The sequence below is a fragment of the Mycobacterium saskatchewanense genome (assembly GCF_010729105.1).
Taxonomy (GTDB): Bacteria; Actinomycetota; Actinomycetes; order Mycobacteriales; family Mycobacteriaceae; genus Mycobacterium; species Mycobacterium saskatchewanense.
In genome coordinates this window covers 5,248,348-5,269,422 of sequence record NZ_AP022573.1, presented here as the reverse complement: position 1 = coordinate 5,269,422, position 21,075 = coordinate 5,248,348, and the positions used below count along the sequence as shown (strand labels likewise).

Below are 21,075 nucleotides of genomic sequence, written 5' to 3'. Positions count from 1 at the left end.
CACTTTCGGTCGGCCGCATCATAGGCAGGCTAACCGCCGCGCCCACGCGCCCGCGAGTGCCGTTCGTCCCCGGGTGACGACCCTAAATGCCCGCGTTCCGGCGGCCCTCGAGGGCGACGTCGATCTCCCGCCGGGCCAGGCGAACCGCTTCCGGCACGGCCCGCGCGACCGGCGGCGTCAACCCGGTGCCATGCCCCGTGTCGGCCACCTCGACGGCCAGCACCACGAGGTCGTCGGGCAGCCGCCCCAGCGCCGCGCCGAGCCCGTGGGTGTGTGCGACGTCGACACCGTGGGAACTCAAACCGACGTTCTCGGCGGTCAGGTCGGCGAGGGTGCAGCGGCGTACGCGTCCGGGCCTCGGCGGGGAGGCGACGGCGGCGTCGATCACGATGGCCAACCCGGCACCGGTCCACGCCTCCAGGAGGCTCAACGGATCAGCGATCCCCGTCACCACGACGACACCGGGCAGGTCGAGGGAGTCGAGCGCCGCGGCGACGGCCGGTCCCACGCCGTCGTCGCGCCGATGGTCGTTGCCCAGCCCGACCACAACGACCGGGCCGGTCACCCCCGGTCCACGGTCAGCGTGAGGAAATGCGCCGAGCAGGAGATGCACGGATCGTAACTGCGGATCACGCGCTCGCACAGGTCGGTCAGTGCGCCGTCGTCGAGCGAGAGGTTCTCGGACACCAGACGGGCCAGGTCGGCCTCGATGGCCGCCTGGTTCTGCGACGTCGGCGGGATGAGCGTCGCCGCCGTCACCAGCCCGTCCGGGTCGATTTCGTAGCGGTGATACAGCAGGCCCCGGGGCGCCTCGCTGACGCCGTGCCCGACACCCGCGCGGGCCGGCACCTCGACGAAGGGCCGCACCGGCCGGTCGTACGCGTCGATGATGCGCAGCGCCTCCTCGATCGCGTACACCACCTCGACCGCACGAACGATGATGCTGCGAAACGGGTTTCGGCATTCGCTTGAGAGCCCGGCCGCGGCGGCCGCCTGTGCCGCGATCGGCGAGAGGGACGCGGAGTTGAGGCAGTAGCGGGCCAACGGCCCGGTGAGGTAGCGGCCGCCGTCGAGGGTCGCGTGCAGCGCGGTGGAATGGGGCACCTGCGCCTCCCGCACGTGCGCGAGGAATTCGGACACGGCGAACTCCGGCCCGGCGCTGCGGGCGATGACGCCGTTTTCGATCGGGTACCGGCCGTCCTGGCGCAGCGCGAACATCTCGTGGTCGAGCTCGAGGTCGGGGAAGTCGAAACTGGCCACCCACTCGACCGTCGCCACCGCGTCGTCGAGGGCGCGGCGCAATTGCTCTGCGACCGGCGCGAATTGCGAACGCGTGGGCACCGAGTAGAAGCCACCGAGTCGCACGTTGACCGGGTGGATCGCCCGCCCGCCGACGAAGTCCATCAGCCGGTTGCCCGCCTTCTTCAACCGCAGCCCGCGCTCGACGACCTCGCGCTCGTCGCGGGCCAGCGCGATCACGTCGGGGTAGCCGAGGAAATCCGGAGCGTGCAGCAGGTAGATGTGCAACATGTGGCTGTGAATCCACTCGCCGCAGTACAGCAACCGGCGCAGCGCGACGAGCTCCGGGTCCACCTCGACGCCGCAGGCACTTTCGATCGCGTTGCAGGCGCTGAGCTGGTAGGCGACGGGACAGATCCCGCACACCCGGGCCGTGAGGTCCGGCGGCTCGAAGTGGGCGCGCCCGCGCAGAAAAGCCTCGAAAAACCGTGGCGGCTCGTAGATGTTCAGCTCGACGCTGTCCAGCGCGCCGTCCTTGAGCGTGACGTGAAGCGCCCCTTCACCTTCGACGCGGGTGAGGGTGCCGACGCTCAGCGTTCGCGTGCCCTGCGTCACCGCGTTTCCCCCTCGCCGCTGCGCTCCTGCGCGAACGCCGCGACGTTGAAGGTGGAGAACACCCGGTCGACGCCGCCGTCGGACATCCCGCCGCGGCGCAGCAGCGGGATCAGCGTCGCGGTGCGCGGCGCCGCGGACGGTCCGAAACACCCGTAGCAGCCGCGACGATGACTGGGGCACAATGCCCCACACCCGGCGTGGGTGACCGGGCCCAGGCACGGCGTGCCGTCGGCCACCAGGACGCAGGTCACGCCCCGCATCTTGCACTCGGTGCACACCGTCTTGGCCGGCAGCCGCGGTTTGCGCCCGATCAGCAGCGCCGCCAGGGTGTCGAGCAGCTGACCGCGGTCGATGGGGCAGCCCGGAACCTGGTAATCGACCTTGACGTGCGCCGAGGCGGGCGTGGACGTCGCCAGGGTGTCGATGTATTCCGGTCGGGCGTAGACGACGGAGACGAACTCGTCGACGTCGGCGAAGTTGCGCAGCGCCTGCACTCCCCCGGCCGTCGCGCACGCCCCGATGGTCACCAAAACCTTGGACTGTTCCCGGATTTCGCGGATGCGCTGCTCGTCGTGGCGGGTGGTGACGGAGCCCTCGACCAGCGACACGTCATAGGGACCGCCGACCATCGCGCTGGACGCCTCGGCGAAGGTGGCGATCCGCACCTGGTCGGCCAGCGTGAGCAGCTCGTCCTCGCAGTCGAGCAGGGTGAGCTGGCACCCGTCGCACGAGGCGAACTTCCACACGGCCAGGCTGGGGGTCATTCACAGCTCCTTGACTCGCAGTAGCGGCCCGGCGACGTCGTAGCCGACGACCGGGCCGTCGCGACACACCAGCAGCGGACCCAGCTGGCAATGGCCGCACAGCCCGATCCCGCATTGCATGTTGCGCTCCAGAGACACGCGCACGTCTTGCGCGGCAACGCCTTTGGCGACCAGCGCCTCGGCGGCGAACCGCAGCATCGGCTCCGGCCCGCACAGGAACGCGGTGGTGCGTCCCGGGTCCAGCGCGAGCCGGCGCAGCGGCTCGGTGACCAGCCCGACTTCGCCGCGCCAGCCTTGCACCGGGACGTCGACGGTGACGTGCAGCTCGATCTGCGGGTCGTCGGCCCACTTCTCGAGCTGGGCGGCGAACACGAAGTCCGACCGCGAGCGGGCGCCCACAATCAGCGTCAGCTTGCCGTAGCGGGAGCGCTGGGCCAGCGCACCCAACACCGCCGGCCGCAGCGGGCACAGGCCCACGCCGCCGGCGACCATGACCAGGTCCCGCCCAGCGGCCTCGTCCAGTCCCCAGGTGGTGCCGAAGGGGCCGCGGACGCCGATGATCGCGCCCGGTGCCGCGTCGTGCAGCGCTCGGCTCACCGCCCCGACCGCGCGCACGGTGTGGGTGATCGATCCGTCGGTGACGGTGGGGTCGCCGCTGATCGAGATCGCCGCCTCTCCCACGCCGAAGGCGTAGAGCATCATGAACTCCCCCGGTTGCGGCGTCCGCAGGACGTGGCGGAGCGGCTCGAGGCACAGCGTCGCCGAATCGGGACTCTCCACGACGCGGCTGCGGACCCGGTACGGGACGGGCGCCATGGCCGACGGTGGCGGCGCGACGCCGATCGTCTCAGTCATCGCGGGCCATCTTGTTCATTTCCTCGGTGATGTCGATGCCGGTGGGACACCAGGCGATGCACCGGCCGCAGCCCACGCAACCGGACATGTCGAACTGGTCGTGCCAGGTGCCGAGCTTGTGGGTCAGCCAATGGCGATATCGCGAGGCGCCGGACTGGCGGACGCTGCCGCCGCCGTGCACGAAGGTGAAGTCGAACTCGTAGCAGGACGCCCAGTTCTGCCAGCGTTCGGCGTGCTGACCGGTCAGGTCGCTGACGTCTTCGGTGCTGGTGCAGTAGCAGGTGGGACAGACCATCGTGCAGTTGCCGCAGGTCAGGCAGCGGCTCGCCACCTCCTCCCATTGCGGCGATTCGCGGGAGGAGATCAGCAGGTCCCGCAGGTCGGTGTCCGGCATCTGGCGGCCCATCCGCTCCGAGGCCGCCGCCACGTCGGCCCGCGCGGAGGCGGCCTCGGCGTCGTCGGCGGGCCGGTGCGGGACGGCCGCCAGTACGTCGGCGCCCTCGGGGGTGCCGACCTCCACGAGGTACCGCACCGCGTCGGCGTCGACGCGCTCGGTGAGCGCGAGGTCGTAGCCGGGGCCGGCCGCGGGGCCGGTGCCCATCGACGCGCAGAAACACAGCCCGCCCGGTTCCGTGCAATTCACGGCCACCACGAAGATCTGGCGATGCCGCCGGACGAAGGAGGTGTCCGGGTACTGCCCACGGCCCAGCACCCGATCCAGCGTCGCGATCGCGGCGAGGTCGCAGCCGCGCACGCCCAGGAAGGCGTAGCGCGGCGGATCGGGCTCGGGCCCGCCGAAGCTCTCTGGGGTGCCGTCCCGGTCGCCCGACCACAGCCGGCGCCGGGGCGGGTGCAGGAACTGCTTCCAGGACTGCGGCCCCGACGAGTGCCCGAACGCCGCGTCGTCGTCGCGCCGGCGCAGCCGGTACTGGCCGGGCGCCACGTCGACGCCCCAGCCGCGCGGCAGGTCGCCGGCCGACTCGAGCTCGTCGAGCACGATCGCGTTGTCCCGCAGGGTCGGCCCGACCACACGGTAACCGCGCTCCATCAGTACCTCGACAAGCCGGTGCAGTGCGGCCGCATCGAACACCGCGGCGTCGGAGGTCATCGGCACATCATCCGCCTGATTCGACTGCGCTGTATAGGGTTACTGCATAGGGCTACTGCGTGCGACCCGGCGGTGCTCATTGCCGATTGGTCCGGCCACCGTCTTCCACCAGGGATCGGATCTCGCGCTCCCATGCCGCGTCACGCACCCGATTCAGCCGCGAATACACCGCCCCCAGGAGCGACGTCATCACGAAGGCCACGAGCAGTAGCGACACCATGGCCACGCCGGCCGCATCGGCGACGGCATGCCAACCCGGCGTGGGCGGCAACGTCGACTTGCCGTCCTTGTCGACCCAGATGTCGACGGTCTGGCCGGTCTTGGCGGGCGTCAACAGCTCCAGCGTGCCGGTGCGCTCGCCCGACGGTATCGGCCAGCTGGCCTGCACGACGGTCGTACCGGACTCCTGGAGCAGGGTGTCGGTGACGGTGGCGACGACGCGATGCCGCTCGTACGCCTCCTGGGCGTAGACGCGCTCCCGCGCGCCGTGGACGACGGCGCCCACCACACCGATGAGCGGTATCGCCAACATGGCCACGAGAAGCGCAACCAGCACGACGAAGGCTTCGATGCGGTCGCTGCGTCGCAGCAGCGGGTTGCGGCCAACGATGCGGGCCACCTGCCACCGGCGGGGGTCCAACGTGAACGTCTCCATCCCAATTCCCTTGCGCGTCAGCGATTTCAGGTTTCTCAACCTAGTGGACAACGTGCCGATCGTGATCCACGAGCCACTCGACGAAGTCGGGAAGTTCGCGGCGCGGGGTCGCCGGCAACGGGTCGGCGTTGATGGGTGCCCAGCCCACCCGCAGCAGCATCTGTGGATATTCGCTGTCCCCGAAGATGTCCGAGCGGACGGCCTCACGGGTCCCGGCCGTCTCCAACGGTTCGGTGACGGGGCAGCTGGCCAAGCCCATCGACGTCGCGGTGACGAGCACGACGCTGGTGGCCTCACCGGCGCGCAGCCGTGCCAAGCGGTCGTCGTTGCGCGTTCCCAGCGCGAGCACTACGGCGTTGTCCTCGTCCGGTGACGAATCCGGCGGCATGGGTAGCACCGCTCCGGCGAAGTACCGGCCCGGTATCTTCGCGTTCGGGTCCGGCACCGGCGTATTGCGCGCCGGGACGCCCGCGACGGATGCGTAGCGCCCGCTCCACGCCGTGAGTTCGGCGAGATAGTCCTCGGTCCGGTGGTCCCGGACGGACTGGGCGACGACGTCGTGCAGCTTGTCCACGTCATCGACCCGGCACAGCGTCACACCGTTTCGGGCCGCCCGGGCCGCCATCAAGGCGATGTCAGCCACCGGCACCGGCCAGTGACTGTAGTAGCGCCGGTCGGTGCGCCGCCGCGGTATCGCCGCGGCGAGCGCGATGTCGACGGGGTCGGCCGGATACGGGGCGAGCTCGATCGCGGCGAGGTGATCCGGATCGGCCGGGTTCGGCAGCCGGTGCACCTTGGACCGCCAGCCGACCGCGGCGAAGGCGACCAGGCAATGATGCAGCGCCGCGCCGCAACTCAGGATGAGGTCGCGGCCGTCAGGGTCGGTGTTGGGCAGTTGTCGGCTCGCGTCTGCGTAGAGGTGCAGGCTCGACTCGTCCACCCGCCACCGCCAGGGTTGCGTGTTGTGCACCGACGGCGCCCGAGATGCCAAAGTCAGGGCCGTCCGGATGGTGCCTGCATCCGGAAACCGCGCGTTCATGACCATTGATCCCTTCGGTAAAGCTCTGTGTCGTCCACGATCGCGGAACGGTCCGCCTCGGCGCGAGAGCACGACGGCACTAGCCGAGAGGACTTTGTTCCAATGCCGCCAGACATGGTGATTTGCGCTTATGCCGCAGCCGCGAGGGTCACGTCGACGGACAGCCGCTCGCCGACGGCATACGCCGCCGCCCAGTCGCCGATGCAGGCCGCTCGCGCCAGGTCGTCGACCAGTGGGCTGTGCACGCCCAACTCCGCCAGCCACGCCGACACGATGGCGGCGATCTGATGGCCGGGCACCTGAACGGTGCGCTCGCTGTGCAGGCGGTCGGTGATGCGGTACATCGGCACCGACGATGCAATCGGCCGAGGTTCGCGTCGCACATGTGCCGAAAACCTCATGATGGCCTCCTCGCTCAGCCTGAAAGGTTCATCCGACCATGAGACCGCGCGGCGCCGTAGGGCCGAACGAAATGCGCTGGGGGTGCTTCGGTCGCACGTCCGACGTGCCGAGGTCCCCGGCCGGAAGGTCTTTGGTCACACGGGACCCGGGTGGGCGTCGCGGGTCCGGGCGGCCAACGCCCCCGCGCCCGAGGTGGTGATGAGCGTCAGCAGCGCGCCGAGCATCAGCGCAGCCGACTCCCCGACTGCGAGAAGGTGTTCCTCGGTCCCGATGGTCGCCGCCGCCACCGGCACGCCGAGCTGGGCGGCCGAGAGCACCGCGAACGTCAGCGGCTGTCCGAGCAGCCGCCCCGCCGCGTGCGCCAGGACGGCGCCGAGCCCGAGGGCCAGCCCCAGTGCGACGAACTTGGGGTGCTCACCCAGTTCACGAACCTGCAGTGAGGCGCCGAGCCAGACGAAGAACAGCGGGCTGAAGAAGCCCTCGGTCATGCCGAACAGCTGGCGCGCCAGCCGTCGTGGCTCCCCGACCACCGAGACCACCAGACCCACCGCGAAGCCCGCCAGCATGATCGAGACATGGGACGTCAACGCGAGCGCCGCCAACGCGAAGACGACGATCAGGTTGGTCCGCAACTCCAGCGCGAACCGGTGGTTCTCGGAATAGACGTGCATGCGCCGGCGCCAACCCCGCCGATCGACAGCCCGCATCGCCACGAAAAACGCCGCCGCGCACACCGCGACCGCCAGGGCGCCCACCGCCGCCGCGGGCGCGCGGCGGATGTCGATCACCAACGGCAGGAGGACGACCGACGCGGTATCGGCGACGGCGATCTGGGCCGTCACGGACAACACGGCAGGCCCCTGCAGCCGCAGCGAATCGATGACCGGCAGCGCCAGCGCCGCCGACGACGAGGCCATCAAGACGGCGTACAGCGCCACGTGGCCGGTGCCGAACCCGGCGGCCACCACGACCCCGAGCGCCGCCGCGACACCGCCCGCCAGGGCCGCACGCGCGAGCGCCGCCGGCAACGCCGAGCGCAGGTCCATCCCCCGGACCGGCACGTGTGTGCCCACGACGAACATCACCAGCGCGAAGCCGATGTTGGCGAACAGCTGAAAGGTCGGGTCGGTGACGTCGACGAGGTGAAGGCCGGTCCGGCCGACCACCAGCCCCGCGATGAGTTCCCCGATGATGACCGGTATCCGCAGGCGCGGCAGCGAGGCCAGCAGCGGCCCGGCCAGGCCGATAGCGGTCAGCAGCGCCAGCGTGTGGAAGCCGAACCCGTGCACGTCAGAAAGCCCCGGAGTCAGTCTTCACGGAGTTATTCTGCATCGGTGGCCCCCTCGGCCCAACGTCGACTTGTTGCGCGGCAAACGGGCATTTCGCCGCAACAACTCCACGCTCGGCGATGGGTTGCTAGCGAGGCAGCCCGCTCCCCCACTGCAAAGGCAGACTGGCCGGCGTCATGGAGCCGCCCTGAGTGAAGAGGAAACGAGGGATGAATCCCTCTTCCAATGCGAAATCCGGTATCGCGCGCAACCATTCGGACACGACGACACTCAGTTCCATGCGAGCCAGGGCCTTACCCAGGCAACGGTGGACGCCGGCCGCAAAGCTTCGGTGCGACTTGGGGCGGATCCGGCCGTCTTCGGCCACCGTCACCCATGGCTCCTCGCTGCCGTCGAGATTGGTGGACGCCAGGCACAGGCGCACCACGCAGCCCGCCGGTATGGTGACGCCGGCGATGGTGACGTCTCGCGTGGTGAACCGGCCGATGAAGGGAAGCGGCGTCTCCAGCCGCAGGAGTTCCTCGACGAAAGCCCACATTTGATCGGGCTCGCGACGAAGCAGGCTTTGCAATTGGTGGTCACACGCCAGGTGAAGCAGAGCCGAGCCGATTGCCGCCTGCATCCCGTCCTGTGCAAAGCACAGCAGGGCATAGAACCCGATCACCTCGTCTTCGGTGAAGGGGTCGGCGCCGGCGAGCAGGTGCGCCGCGAGGGCCGGTCTCTGGTCGCCTTCGATCGCGGCCACGAGATAGTTGAGCAGTTCCGTCGCGGGCGCCGATCCGGGAATGTCCCAGTCGACGGCTTCGGCCCACGCGGCCAGCATCTCTCGGTCTGCCCACGGCAGCCCGCAGAGCGTCACCAACACCCCGAACGGGAACGGGTTGGCGATGTCCCGGATCCCGTCACACACGCCGTCGGGCGCTACCGTCCCGATGAGCTCCGCCGCCTGCTGGCGCAGCGCGGGCATGAGCTCATCCACCGCCTGCGGGCTGAAGCACGGATGGAGCAATCGGCGGAAGCGCGAGTGCTCGGGAGGGTCATAGCCGATTGGGACCGGGATCGGCAGTGTCCGCACCCCGGGGCGCGGCCGCGCCATTTGCCGCCGGCGGGATGCGAAGGTGGCATAGTCATGCAGCGCCGCAAGCACGTCCTCGCGGCGGGTCACGTAGTAATAGCCGCTCGCGTCGAGGAACACGGGGCTCTCCTGCAGCGCGCGCCAATGGGCGCGGGGGTTCGCCGCGATGAGTGACCTGTCGGCGTCCACGAACGGGGGCGGCGGCGGGGCGAAGTATTTCACCAACTCACCGCGGCACAGCGGAATTGATGTCGATCATGGCGAGATCGTAGAGCAGGATCCCGGTGTGGGACGCGTGCGGTGTGCCACACGACATGCCCCCGCCGCGGCCGACGAACGTCCCGCGTTCGGCCGGAAAGCGGTGTTGGCGGGGGCTTCCCGGGCACGGCCCACGGCCGTCTGACAAGTGGATGTGCGGGCATGACAACGCATGTTGCCACGCCCGTCGCCGGAAGGCGGCCCCAAAACAACGCCGGCACAACCATTCCCGGTTGAACATTCCCGGTTGAACATTCCCGGTTGAACCAAAACCCCTTGGCCGCCGTCAGTAGTGGCAAGCAACGGCGCAAACTCACCCCTGGAGTAGTCGATGAAAACCCATTCCGCGGAGCAGTTCATCGACGGCATCCGCATCGAGGCATATGGCACCGCGTCGGACTCGCCGCCGTTGCTGTTCGTCCACGGCGGGTGCCAGGGCAGTTGGGCGTGGGAAAAGGTCGCGCCGCGACTGGCCCAAAATGGCCGGCATGCGGTGTGCCTCAATTGGTACGGCCACCACGGCTCGAGGTCTCTCGGCAAGTCGCGCGCGCTCAGGCGTTCGCTGCTGGACGTCACAACTGAGATCGACATCGTCGCGCGCTCGCTGGACAGCGCACCGGTACTCGTCGCCCACGGCATGGGTGCCGTTCCCAGCCTCGCTTACGCCGCGGAGAACCCCGTCGCCGCGTTGGTGCTACTCACGCCGGTGCTGCCGGCGGGGTTCGGGGGTGGGTCCATCGACCTCATGGTCGACGGTGCGTCGATGTGGTTGCCGCCGCGTGGACTGATCAAGCCCCTCTGGTGGGCGGGCGTGAGCGACGAGGAGGCCCGGCGTTACGCGTCGCTGCTGGTCCCCGAATCGCCCCGCGCCGTCCTGGAGGCGACGCGGTGGCTCTGCAGAGTGGACACCGACAAAGTTCGGGTGCCCGCGCTGGTGATCGCCGGCGGCGCCGACCCGCTGATCCCCGCCGAGGTGAAATCCCTTGCCGAAGCGATCGGTGCGACCTTCCTCCTGCACGAGGGGGAAGGGCACGGGATGCCCCTCAATCCGGTCTGGTCGGAGGTCAGCGCGGAGATCGACGAGTGGCTCGGTGCCCTGAACTGAGCGGACATCAACCCCCGTTGAAGAAGCCGGATTGATAGTTGCCGGGGTTGAATCCGCCCGAGCTCCTGCTGCCCGAGTTCGCGAAACCGGAGTCGTGGTCGCCGGAGTCGTAGAAGCCCACGTTATGGCCACCGCCGGAGTTGAGGATGCCGGTGCTTTCGCCCTCGGTGGGGTTGGAGTCGGTGTTGAAGAGGCCGACGTTGCCACCGCCGGTGCCGGAGTTGCCGATGCCAATGTTGTTGCCGCCGTGGCCCGAGTTGAACAGGCCGACGTTGAAGCCGGTGTCGCCCGAATTGAAGAATCCCATCTGAGTGCCGCCGCCGGAGTTGGCGAAGCCCGAGCTGAAGCCCCCGGCGGCCGCGTTGAAGAACCCGGAATTGTGGTCCCCGCCGGTGTTGAAGAAGCCCGAGCTGCCCGTGCCGGTGTTTCCGATGCCCGAGTTGCCGGTGTAGCTGGTGGTGCCGAAGAAGCCGGTGTTCACGTCGCCCGAGTTCCAGAAGCCGGTGTTGCTGTCACCGGAGTTGAAGAAGCCGGTGTTGGTGTTGCCCGAGTTGAAGAAGCCCGTGTTTCCCGCGCCGTCGATGGTGCCACCGGAGTTGAAGGCGCCCGTGTTGCAGCTGCCGGCGTTGAACGCGCCGACGTTGGCGAAGCCCGAGTTGCCCCAGCCGACGTTGCTCAGACCCGAGTTGAAGTCACCGGCGTTAGCCGTTCCGGCATCGAAGGAACCGACGTTTCGGGTGCCGGCGTCCAGGATGCCGAAGTTGTTGGAGCCGGAATTGAACAGGCCGGTGCTTCTGCTGCCGGCGTTCCAGAGCCCCGTTTCGGTGCTGCCGGTGTTGCCGATGCCGGTGTCGGTCGCACCGGAGTTGAACATCCCCCAGTTTTGGCTGCCGGTGTTCCCGACGCCCCAGTTGCCGGTGCCGGAGTTGAGGAATCCGGTGTTGCCGCTGCCCGAGTTGAACAGACCGGTGTTACCGCTACCGGAGTTCCAGCCGCCGAACCCGATCTGGTGGTCGCCAGTCAGTCCGATGCCGATGTTGTTGTTGCCGGTGTTGGCCAGGCCGAGGTTGAAGTCCCCGGTGTTGGCGAAGCCGAAGTTGAAGCTGCCGTTGTTGCCCAGGCCGATGTTCCATCCGACGCCGTTGGCGTTGAGCCCGCCGAATCCGATCTGATTGTTGCCAGTGAGTCCGATGCCGATGTTGTTGTTGCCGAGATTGCCCAGGCCGATGTTGTTGTTGCCGAGGTTGCCCAGGCCCCAGTTGCCGTTGCCGAGGTTGCCGATGCCGAAGTTGTAATAGCCGGGCGCCGGGTTGTCGTGGGAGTAAGCGCTGCCGTTGCCGAAGCCGATGTTGCCGCCACCGATGTTGCCGAAGCCGAGGTTGAACTGCCCGATGTTCGCAAAGCCCGCATTGAAATAGGAGGTCGCTTCGCTGAAGAGCGAGTTGCCGTTGCCGGCACCGAGGTTGAAGGACCCGAAGTTGGCGAAGCCGAAGTTCAGGTTGCCGCCACCGGTGGTCACCGGGCCGCCGTTGCCCCCGCCGAAGTTGTACGAACCGAAGTTCCCGCTGCCCAGGTTGAAGCTGCCGAGGTTGCCCAGCCCCAGGTTGATACCCGCGAGGCTCGGCAGGCTCTGCAGCGCCTGCTCCCACGGCGCCAGCGCCGCGACCGCCGCCGACGCCCCACCGTGATAGCCGACCATCGCGGCCACGTCTTGCGCCCACATCTGCTCGTATTCGGCCTCGGTGGCCGCGATAGCGGGCGCGCTGAGCCCCAGCAGGTTTGAGTTGATCAGCGCCACCAATTGATTGCGGTTTGCCGCCACCAGCCAGGGGTGCACCGCGGCCGCCTGCGCGGCGTCGAATACCGCCGCCGCCGTCTTGGCTTGAGCGGCGACCATCTGCGCTTGAGCCGCGGCGGCAGCCAGCCATCCGGCATACGGCGCGGCCGCGCCGGCCATCGCCTGTGCTGCCGCCCCCTGCCACGCCGCTGCGGACAGGCCCGAGGTGACCGACCCGAACGAGCTTGCGGCCGAGTCGAGTTCGGCAGCCAGTCCGTCCCAGGCCGCGGCGGCGGCCAGCATCGGTTCCGATCCCGGACCGCTATACATCCGGATCGAATTGATCTCTGGCGGCAACACTAAGAAACTCACCGCATGCGTCCTTCCCGTCGCAGGTCCTGAAGTAAGGGTAGGCTACACACAGTTAGCTGAATAAAGCTAGCCTCGCCTAACTATCGTTGGTGCGGGTGATGGCTTACGAGGCGGACCGCGGAACGGGCAACACGAGACGGAGGACCCGGGCCGCCGCCCGCGGCGTTTGCCGCCAGCCCTCGGTGTCGCGGCAGTCCCAGGCGTAGGCCGGCACAGCGTCTCGCACCAGAGTGGTCGCCGCGGGGATGCCGAGTTCGACGGCGGACCACGCACACAGCGCGTCGAGCCGGGGCGTGATCACCCCGATGTCGAGGAGGCGGCCAATCCTGTTCTCGTTCGTGACGTACTGACTGAGATCTCCGTGGAGGGGATACCGGTCGGGCAGGACCCGCGACAGGGACATGAAGATGCCGGTCATCATCAGGCGCGGGTCACCGAGCGATGGGGCCACCGGCCACAACCAGCTCATCGCCAGGCGGGGTGCGGCGACCAGAGCGTGGGCATACAGCACCCTGACCAGGACCAGGTTGATGAAGAACCTTTCCACGCGGGTCTCGGCTTCGGCCAGGTCGCGATGGTCGAGGTAGCCCTGGACGATGCTCGCGTTGTGCGCCCGGTACCACGCCCGCACGGACGGATGGCGGGCGAATTCGAACGAATGGGCCGCACTTGCGGACGACGGCGCACCGGCAAGACCTGCCAGGAGCGCGCGCGCCTCGGCGGTGTCGCGCAGCAAGCGTTCGTTGATCGCGCGCCACCACGGACTGCCCGGCCTGGGCCCCGTCACGGGCTCCAACAGCCCGCGCCGCAACTCCCACGCCATGAACGCCATGGCCGCGCGCCGATAGGGCAAATGCCGCTCGGGCCTTCCGGGAGGCGCTTCATAGAGCGATTCCATCAGGGCAAGCCGCGCAGCGGGGTCGTCGCGCACGGCGGCGACCTGCGCGTCGGCGTGTTCAGCGGCGCTGGGCACGGTGCTCACACACTGGGCGGGTAATCCCAAATTGCCGTCCCCAGGCCGGCGGGACTGTACGAGAAGTAGATCGGCCCCTGCAGGAATGGGTAAAAACCGGTGCTGAAGCCGTCAGCGATAGACCCGATGTTGGTGGCATTGCCACCGGTCGCGGTCGTGACCGTCGTCGTATAAAGCTCCGTCCCGTCGGGCGTGAAGACCGAGATCATCGTTCCCAGCGGCAGGTTGTCACCCTCGGAGTACCCCGACAGGGTCGACGGCAGAACGAAGTTCTTCGGCAGGTCTCCGCCCAGGCCGCCGGAATCGATGATCGCGTTCCCACTGCCCTCATACGTGATCGGTTGGATGGCCGATTGGGCACCGTCGTAACTGATCTGCACGTCCAGAGTGGTGGAATACCATCCGCCGTCGACCGAGGTGACGGCCGGCAAGGGATTCGGACCGAACTGGAGCTGGCCCGCCGGCTCGTTCATGAGGAACCCCTGACCAAGGCCGCCCGGCAGGTCGCGCAGCGGGCTGATGAGCCCCTGGTCGTCCGCGGCGCCGATGCCGACGCCCATATCCGCGCTGATCGCGTATTTCGGATTCGACCAATCGGACTGAGGAATGTTCACCCAATTCCCGTTGCCGTCAATCTCTTCCACCCTGGTGAAGACGCCGATGGTGGTCGGGGCCGTCGAGATGCCATTGCCGAAATTCACCGGCGTCTTGTATTCGGTGTAGTAGAACTTGCCCCAACCGCCGTAGTCGACTTCGCCCGTACCGGTTGCCGGCCCGAGGTTTTGCAGGACCTCCGGGCTGAGCTGGGTGACGGGGATGACCAGGCCCCCGGACCCGGTGTCCACCTCCGTGGTGATCGGCGGACCGCCGCCCACGGAGATCTGCACGGTCGAGAAATCGTTCTCCGTTGTGTAGGTCAGCGCCACACTGGCCGAGCCGCCGTTGGCACCGGTTAGCCCGGCGGCCCCCACGAGGCCCGCTTTCCCGCCGAACCCACCGCTACCGAGGATGCCGCCGGGGCCGCCGGGGCCGCCGTTGCCGATCAGGTAACCGCCGTTGCCGCCGGCGCCCCCGGGGGCAAGTTCGCCGCCGGCCCCGCCGGCGCCGCCGCTGCCCCACAGGATGGCGTTGCCGCCGAGACCACCGACGCCGAGGGGCCCGCCCGTCCCGCCGGGCCCACCGTTGCCGAACAGCAAACCCCCAGGGCCCCCCGCGCCGCCGAGCGCGCCCCACCCGCCCGCGCCGCCGCTGCCCCCGTTGCCGATCAGCCCGGCCGCGCCACCGGCACCGCCGGGCGCTCCGGTGGCAGTGCTGTTCCCGCCACTACCGCCGCTCCCGTACAGCCATCCCCCGGCTCCCCCTGGCGTGCCCGCCCCTTGGGCGTCGGTGGTGCCGTTGACGCCGTTGCCGATCAGGGGACGTCCCGTCAGGTACTTCACCGGCGAATACGCCGTGAGGGCCTGCAGGTCGGACTGCAGCGTCTGCAACGGTCCGGCCGCGGCCGCCTCGGCGGCGGCATACGCGCCCTCGGCCCCGTATACCGCCTGCACGAACTGCCCGTGAAATGCCGCCGCCTGCGCGGTCAGCTCCTGGAAGAGCTTGGCCTGTTCAGAAAACAGCGACGCGACCGCCGCCGACACCTCGTCGTCCGCGGCAGCCAGCACCTCGGTGGTCGGGGCTGCTGCCGCCGCGTACGCCTCACTGAGCGACGAACCGAGGCCCGCCACGTGTGTTGCCGCCGACCCCAGCAGGTCCGGCGCCGCGATCACATACGACATGGCTGAACTCCCATCCGCGCGCTTTTTGAGCGTCGAGCGATATGAATTTGGCCATAGATAGCACGGTGATGTGGCGATTTGCCATTTCGCGGAGCCTTAATTTCGAGTTAAATCTGGCCCCGGGCTCAGCGCGTCGGTCTGGCGTCAGTGCAAGCGGGTCCCCGAGGTTCGCGGGAACATCGTGGACATGGTGCGGGGGCGACAAGGTCGGCGTCGCACGCCGTGTCGGGTCGCTACCCAATCCCGACGTCTTCGCCGACGGCGATCTCGAGCTGGACCACGTCAACCCGCCGTTGTGGGGTTACAACGTCATCGCCGCATCCAAATCACTCTGGGCCGTGAGCCTCGCGCCCGCGGATTCGCCCGCGCCTCCCGAGGATCCGGTGTCCTCTACCGCGTGGCCAAAGAGGGTCTACACATCTTCAGAGAGGCGCCGCTGCCCGGGGAGCGCCGACGGCCGGCCCCCCGGCCGGGCGCTGGCCGACCTCGGATATGAGGTCAAGTCCGGCGGGGACTGACTCGGGAGTGCGCACACCCTTGCCTATTCGTTCGTCCCGGCGATCCGGTCGATGTGGGCAAGGAAGTGTGTCAGGACCGCATCGGGCGCCTCGAGTTGCGGCCAGTGACCGATGTCGTCGGCGAGCATGACCACGTCCGGTTCAGGGATTACCTCGGCATAGCGGCGCGCCATGTGGGCGCCGGAGTTCGGGTCGACGGGCCCGTCGATCAGCCGCATGGGAACCGCGGTTTGCCGCATCGCGCGCACCCACCGATTGCGGTGTGTGTAGCGATCATTGATGAACCGGCCGACCTTGTGCAGCACCCGGCGTCCGTCGTTGTAATCCAAGATCTGGTTGAACACCTCCATCATGTGCCGGGTTGGCTTGGTGTTGGGCCCGAACATCTCGCGCAGCGTCGGTTCCAGCAGCCGACGGGACAGCGGATTGTCCTGCACATGACTGAGGATGTCGCCCAATGGAGTTCGAGACATCAGCTTCTGTGCCGCCCTGGGCGTGTAGGCCTCGATGAACATCCCGCCGTTGAGCCAGGTAATCGAATCGATGTGCAGCGCACCGGAGGATTGCTGCCCGAATTCGTGCCGGGCCAACAGTTCCTGACCCACGGAATCACCGATGTCGTGGGCCAGGATGTGGGCGTTGCGGACGTTGAGGTGTGCCAGCAGCGCCTCGTGCATGTCGGCGTGGTCAGCCACGGTGTATTCGTAGGCCACGGGCTTGGCGGAGAATCCCATGCCCATCATGTCCGGTGCGATGACGGTGAACCGCTGCGACAGCGCTGGCCACATCGGCGCCCAGTCGAACGAATTGAACGGATATCCGTGGATCAGCAGCAGCGGAGGGCCGCTACCCTCGACGCGGTAGAAGATGTCGAAACCCAGGTAGTCGAAGTAGTTTCCGTCGGCCAGCCAGCGTTTGAGTTCAGCGTCCATTGCGGTCATTCTCCATTGGGGTCAGATGCTTTACGGGGCGCCCGACTGGATGGGAGCAGCCTGCGGGACCCCCCTACATTGTGGGCCGCGCTGTTCCCAGCCTCTCGACGGGTTGCAGGGGCGACCAGTTCGGGTGCATTGCCTTGGCGCCAGCGGGCTTTGCCGCCTGGGTGCGCGCTGCAGACCATGGGCTATGTTCACTGTACCGAGAGGGGACCAATCATGACGGCGGGCAATTCGATGCCAGCAGCGCGCATCGGCAGCATGGACCGCGGATGATCGAGTTCACCCTCACTCGGACCTCGACGGCGCCGATCGAGACCGTGTTCGACGCCATGACCGACCACCGCGCGATCGCGGACTTCGTGTGGGCTTGCCGGCGCAGCACACTCGACCGCGAGGGAATACCCGCGCCCAATGGCGTTGGCGCGGTCCGGCGTCTGGTGGTCATCGGACCCCCGTTCGTCGAGGAGATCATCGAGTACGCGCGACCCACCCGCTACGCGTACAAGATGCTCTCCGGTGCACCGACCCGAAATCACATCGGCACGATCCAGCTTCGTGAAACGGACGCGGGGACCAAGGTCAGCTGGCAGCTACGGTCGACGCTCAAGATCCCCGGCGCGGACCGCCTGATGCTGCCGGTGCTCAAGAAGGTCATCGACGAGTTCCTCAAAGGCGGCATCGCCGCCGCCGAAAGCCGCGCCTGAACACGGTTCTGCTCGTTGCCCGGATGCGGCTTTAGCGATTGCCAACGCCGTAGACTGAAGCAATTGTCTGCAGTAACGATGTGGCCGATGTGGCCGAGGAATGCCCGCGCCCTGATCGAACGTCTCGCGCGTTCCGCGTCCCATGCGGCCATCCAAGCCAGGGTCAGCCCACGCCAATCGAGCTATTCGGTCTAGCTGGATGCGGAGCGGATGAAAACCCAAGCCGTGATCCGTAGCACGAGCGGCCGCAATTACCGCATCTGCGGCTCAAACATCCGTTTCGAACCCACGAGCCGGCCGTATCTCGCCGACTTGATGGTTCCTCCGCGTCACCGCCCGGACGTCTCTCCCGCGCAGCGTTAAGGTCCATCGGCCCTTTAACGGCGTTGGCCCGCGGTGTAGGGGTTAACAAGGGGAGGTCCGGACCTATCGTCAGCACGGTTCCGATACCACGAAGACCGAGCGTCGACAGCGCATACAAGTCCGAGAACGGCTCGTGAAGAGGAGAGAGCGATTGATCGGCAAGGAACATGCCGACACGCACGGTGAGCTCGATCGCCGGGCTGCCGAGCTCGATGAGCGCGAAGAGGCTTTCGTGCAGCGCGAGGCCGATCTACGAAGACGCGAGTGGATCGCTGGCGAGCGAGACCGGATCGCTGAGGAGCGAGACCTGATCGCTGAGGAGCGAGACCGGGTCGCCGACGAGCGAGAGCGGGGTGCAGACACACGAGAGCGGATCGCTGATGAGCGAGAGGGCACGGCCGCGGAGCGCGAACGCGAGCGGCTCCGCCGCGCCGACGACCACGTGAACCGCTCGGCAGCCGGTGGCCGACGGCAACGCGCCGAATACTTCCGCGAGCAAGCCGAAATCTCGCGTGAGATGGCCGCAACCAAACGACTTCCCGCCGAAGAGTAACTCTCCCCGGAGGAAGGGCGCGGTCGAAATCGCGACCAGCATCCAGGCTGTCTAAAGCGTGGCCACCGCGGCCGTATGGCGGTACGGGTTCTGCAGCGGTATACGCCAGAAGGCGTGGATGCCGCCGTCTGGTGGGCTAGTGATCATGCAGTGGCCGCCGAGGTCTTCAGCGCATTGGGCAATATCGGCCAGGCCAATTCGGCACTGGTCGTCCGAGGGGATTCCGCGTCCGTCACCAGTGATCTCGATGAGTCGTTCGTCGCTGACACTGACCTCGACGGTGATGTTCGCGACCCCAGATCGCCACACCGCGTTGCTGAGCACTTCGACGACAACGGCTTCGGCGTGGCCGGCGAGTTCATCGCTCACGACGGTCATCGGCCCAACCATGCTCAGCGTGGTGACCACGTCGTGGTCGTCACTGAGGTGCGCGACCGCGTCTTGGAGCCGCTGGGCGAAACTGCACCGCCCGGCCGGGCGGTCTTGCCTCCCAGTCGGCCACATTCCGCACTCCCCCGGCCCAGGTCAGGCACACAACCCTGCGAACGCGCAGGCGTTGGCGCCATCCGGACCGTGAATGCGATGGACCCTGAGCATGGACAAGGCCGGCACCGCTGTAGCGAACCGGCCTCTAACTCCCCAAGTGGCTTCTACAGAGACCCAGGGAATCAGTCAAAACCCTACCGCATGCCGGCCAGAGGCCGCAATCACGATGAAAGACCCTCCGGATTCCCAAGATCCGAGCCAACCTCCCGACGGGCCGCCACATTGTGTACTTGTCTGCACATCGCGCGGTCATTGCAGCCCGGTCATAGCGACCGCGCGGGGACCTACTCGAGACCGTCAATAGGGCTGGCCGCGTGAACGATTCGCGGGATGTGACGTCATCTCTGTGACGACTGAACGGCCTTGCCCGCGAGGAGATTCCTGTGCGGCCGCCACCAGAATATCGACGGACTGCATGATCCCCGTAGCGATGTCATCGATCGCAGGCACATTGTCGGGGCACGCACACACGCTCACATCCAGGTCGTCACCATGCGAGGTCAGCGCGATGCTTAACCCACTGTCTTCGGCTAGTGGCGCCACGCTGTGCATGCCGACGATCTTGGCGCCGGCACAGTATGCCTGCACCGACTCACCGGCAGTATGGGAGACAGTATGGGTGACACTGCCATGACAGATCGGCTTGAGCTGGCGCCGCAGGCCTGATCGGGTGTAGAGCCGCATACCCAGGCGAGCCAGGGTAGGCGGGGTAAGCGATGCCACGGTCGCTAAATCGACTGTTGCAGAGCCGGTTTCGCTACTACGGCTGCGGATTGCGTTCAACCTTTCGGTGGCGGTATGGAGGTTGGCGAGGACCTGCACCGGGTCGTCGAGGTGTACCGGGATGCGAAGCCGCCCCATGGCCAACGCCCTACCAGACCTAGGGGGATCCGCGGCGGGCAGCTCGAACGGCATCCGCATCAGCAGCGGGTCGTCTGGCACTTTGTCATGCCGTTGCAGCCATGCGCGCAATGACAGTGTGCAGGCGGCTAGGACAACATTGGTGATGCTGCCCCCGAACGCGTTGCTGACCGTCTTCACGTCTGCCAGCGGGATCGAGGCCAAGGCCACTGCACGTCGTTTCGTCAGCAGCGCGTTGAACACCGTGTGCGGCACCGGCCCGCTCATCGACGGTGCCACCGGGGCCATCGGGGCCCCTACGCGCATGCGGAGCAGCCGACCGCTTACGGCCTGCAGCACACCAGATACCGTCTCGGCGATCAGCCACATTCCGGCGACATGGTTTTCGACGATCTCGGTCATCACATCGGTAACGAGGTCGCCGACGGACGGCGCCGAGCCCAGGCCCGGCTCGGCCGGGAGGTTGTTGGCCGGGTCGGCGTGCGGTCCGGTGGTCAGCAGACGGGGCCACACGGACGCCGCCCCCGCGGCCCCGTCGTTCAGTGCGGGCGACATCTTCACCGCCAACGCCCAGCGGCCTCCTGCCAGTCCGTCGATACTCCACGCTTCCCACAGCCGGCTAAGGCCATCCTGTCGCCCGGCACTCAACTCCGCGATGAGATCGGCCAGCTCGCGCCGACCGCCGGGAGCGCGAACCGTTGCGCGATGAATTTGCGGAGAAGGGTCATAGTCGTCAATCTCGGCCCACACTGGCTGCCCCACGCCCAGCGGCTTGGTCACCAGGCGGCTGCGGAATCGCGCCAGTTGCGGCAGTGACGTGGCCACCAGTTGGTGTAGCCGCTCGTGGCTCAGCTGATCGGACGCATCGATGATCACCAGCGTAACCGTGTGCGCAGGCGTCCTCGAACTCTGTGTGTGCAGCGACAGCGCATCGGTCCCCGACAGTCGCACAACCATCAGCATCCCCCTTTGTGCAACGAAAACTCTTGAGTGACAACCTCTACCAACATGTGCCAACGGTGAGTCAGTCCGCTAGTGGTGTCGTCTTCATCGGTGACTAGTTGCGCACTTCGCTTGCGCCAGTTGCTCCTTCAATGCGATGAGTGGGCCCTCGAGTTCGAACAGCATGTGCGACGACGCCGGACGCCAAGGCGGCGCTCGCAGCCGCGGTGGTCGGCCCGGGGGTCGTCGAATTATCGATGTCGTCGAGTCGCCGAAGCATGCGCCGCGAAACTGGGTCGTCATGACCCAGAGCAATCTCACCGGGATACCGCCGACACGTTGTCAC

Annotated in this window: 19 protein-coding genes; 3 read left to right on the top strand and 16 right to left on the bottom strand. The window is 67.7% G+C overall.

Going from position 1 to position 21,075, the window contains the following annotated elements; translation table 11 throughout:
- Nucleotides 1-82: 82 nt before the first annotated feature.
- From G6N56_RS24635 to G6N56_RS24590, 10 genes are all read right to left on the bottom strand, one after another.
- Nucleotides 83-565 carry a hydrogenase maturation protease gene (locus G6N56_RS24635; protein WP_085257951.1) on the bottom strand — a complete coding sequence of 161 codons (483 nt, stop codon included), beginning with the start codon at nucleotides 563-565 and terminating at the stop codon, nucleotides 83-85.
- Nucleotides 562-1,854: a Ni/Fe hydrogenase subunit alpha gene (locus tag G6N56_RS24630; protein WP_085257950.1), complete on the bottom strand. Its 1,293-nt coding sequence runs from the start codon at nucleotides 1,852-1,854 to the stop codon at nucleotides 562-564. Before G6N56_RS24630 ends, G6N56_RS24635 begins: the two co-directional genes overlap by 4 nt.
- Nucleotides 1,851-2,618 carry an NADH-quinone oxidoreductase subunit B family protein gene (locus tag G6N56_RS24625; protein WP_085257949.1) on the bottom strand — a complete coding sequence of 256 codons (768 nt, stop codon included), beginning with the start codon at nucleotides 2,616-2,618 and terminating at the stop codon, nucleotides 1,851-1,853. The genes G6N56_RS24630 and G6N56_RS24625 overlap by 4 nt, the downstream gene beginning before the upstream one ends.
- Nucleotides 2,619-3,473, bottom strand: coding sequence for an FAD/NAD(P)-binding protein (locus G6N56_RS24620; RefSeq protein ID WP_085257948.1), 855 nt, complete (start codon nucleotides 3,471-3,473; stop codon nucleotides 2,619-2,621).
- Complete coding sequence (locus G6N56_RS24615; protein WP_085257947.1) at nucleotides 3,466-4,581, bottom strand: 4Fe-4S dicluster domain-containing protein; 1,116 nt, start codon at nucleotides 4,579-4,581, stop codon at nucleotides 3,466-3,468. Before G6N56_RS24615 ends, G6N56_RS24620 begins: the two co-directional genes overlap by 8 nt.
- Before the next feature lie 76 nt (nucleotides 4,582-4,657).
- The gene (locus tag G6N56_RS24610) at nucleotides 4,658-5,236 is read right to left on the bottom strand and encodes an Rv1733c family protein (protein ID WP_085257946.1); all 579 of its coding nucleotides are present in this window, start codon (nucleotides 5,234-5,236) and stop codon (nucleotides 4,658-4,660) included.
- 40 nt (nucleotides 5,237-5,276) lie between these two features.
- Nucleotides 5,277-6,275 (bottom strand): Acg family FMN-binding oxidoreductase, encoded by a 999-nt coding sequence (locus tag G6N56_RS24605; RefSeq protein WP_085257954.1) that lies wholly within the window; start codon nucleotides 6,273-6,275, stop codon nucleotides 5,277-5,279.
- A gap of 128 nt (nucleotides 6,276-6,403) precedes the next feature.
- Complete coding sequence (locus tag G6N56_RS24600) at nucleotides 6,404-6,676, bottom strand: Rv2628 protein family (protein WP_085257945.1); 273 nt, start codon at nucleotides 6,674-6,676, stop codon at nucleotides 6,404-6,406.
- A 135-nt stretch (nucleotides 6,677-6,811) separates the two neighbouring features.
- Nucleotides 6,812-7,966, bottom strand: coding sequence for a cation:proton antiporter (locus tag G6N56_RS24595; RefSeq protein ID WP_085257944.1), 1,155 nt, complete (start codon nucleotides 7,964-7,966; stop codon nucleotides 6,812-6,814).
- A 127-nt stretch (nucleotides 7,967-8,093) separates the two neighbouring features.
- Nucleotides 8,094-9,263 carry a cytochrome P450 gene (locus G6N56_RS24590; protein WP_142280806.1) on the bottom strand — a complete coding sequence of 390 codons (1,170 nt, stop codon included), beginning with the start codon at nucleotides 9,261-9,263 and terminating at the stop codon, nucleotides 8,094-8,096.
- A 367-nt stretch (nucleotides 9,264-9,630) separates the two neighbouring features.
- On the opposite strand from G6N56_RS24590, the gene G6N56_RS24585 reads away from it, so the two are divergent.
- Nucleotides 9,631-10,404 (top strand): alpha/beta fold hydrolase, encoded by a 774-nt coding sequence (locus G6N56_RS24585; protein ID WP_085257942.1) that lies wholly within the window; start codon nucleotides 9,631-9,633, stop codon nucleotides 10,402-10,404.
- Nucleotides 10,405-10,411: 7 nt separating this feature from the next.
- On the opposite strand, the gene G6N56_RS24580 is transcribed toward G6N56_RS24585, so the two are convergent.
- From G6N56_RS24580 to G6N56_RS24565, 4 genes are all read right to left on the bottom strand, one after another.
- Complete coding sequence (locus tag G6N56_RS24580; RefSeq protein ID WP_085257941.1) at nucleotides 10,412-12,553, bottom strand: PPE family protein; 2,142 nt, start codon at nucleotides 12,551-12,553, stop codon at nucleotides 10,412-10,414.
- 103 nt (nucleotides 12,554-12,656) lie between these two features.
- Entirely contained in the window at nucleotides 12,657-13,535 is an 879-nt protein-coding gene (locus G6N56_RS24575; RefSeq protein WP_197746643.1) for a hypothetical protein, read from the bottom strand.
- Nucleotides 13,532-15,304 (bottom strand): PecA family PE domain-processing aspartic protease, encoded by a 1,773-nt coding sequence (locus G6N56_RS29555; protein ID WP_163645171.1) that lies wholly within the window; start codon nucleotides 15,302-15,304, stop codon nucleotides 13,532-13,534. The genes G6N56_RS24575 and G6N56_RS29555 overlap by 4 nt, the downstream gene beginning before the upstream one ends.
- 541 nt (nucleotides 15,305-15,845) lie before the next feature.
- Nucleotides 15,846-16,754: an alpha/beta fold hydrolase gene (locus G6N56_RS24565; RefSeq protein ID WP_085257487.1), complete on the bottom strand. Its 909-nt coding sequence runs from the start codon at nucleotides 16,752-16,754 to the stop codon at nucleotides 15,846-15,848.
- Nucleotides 16,755-17,029: 275 nt separating this feature from the next.
- Between G6N56_RS24565 and G6N56_RS24560 the strand changes: the two genes are divergently transcribed.
- On the top strand, nucleotides 17,030-17,464 hold the full coding sequence (locus G6N56_RS24560) for an SRPBCC family protein (RefSeq protein WP_085257488.1): 435 nt from the start codon (nucleotides 17,030-17,032) through the stop codon (nucleotides 17,462-17,464).
- A 517-nt stretch (nucleotides 17,465-17,981) separates the two neighbouring features.
- Nucleotides 17,982-18,380, top strand: a complete 399-nt coding sequence (locus tag G6N56_RS24555; RefSeq protein WP_085257496.1) for a hypothetical protein — start codon at nucleotides 17,982-17,984, stop codon at nucleotides 18,378-18,380.
- 51 nt (nucleotides 18,381-18,431) lie between these two features.
- Here G6N56_RS24555 and G6N56_RS24550 read toward each other — a convergent pair whose 3' ends face one another.
- Together G6N56_RS24550 and G6N56_RS24545 are read right to left on the bottom strand one after the other, a co-directional pair.
- Nucleotides 18,432-18,884, bottom strand: coding sequence for a sensor histidine kinase (locus G6N56_RS24550; RefSeq protein ID WP_085257489.1), 453 nt, complete (start codon nucleotides 18,882-18,884; stop codon nucleotides 18,432-18,434).
- Nucleotides 18,885-19,223: 339 nt separating this feature from the next.
- On the bottom strand, nucleotides 19,224-20,744 hold the full coding sequence (locus G6N56_RS24545; protein WP_085257497.1) for a wax ester/triacylglycerol synthase domain-containing protein: 1,521 nt from the start codon (nucleotides 20,742-20,744) through the stop codon (nucleotides 19,224-19,226).
- Nucleotides 20,745-21,075: the final 331 nt, after the last annotated feature.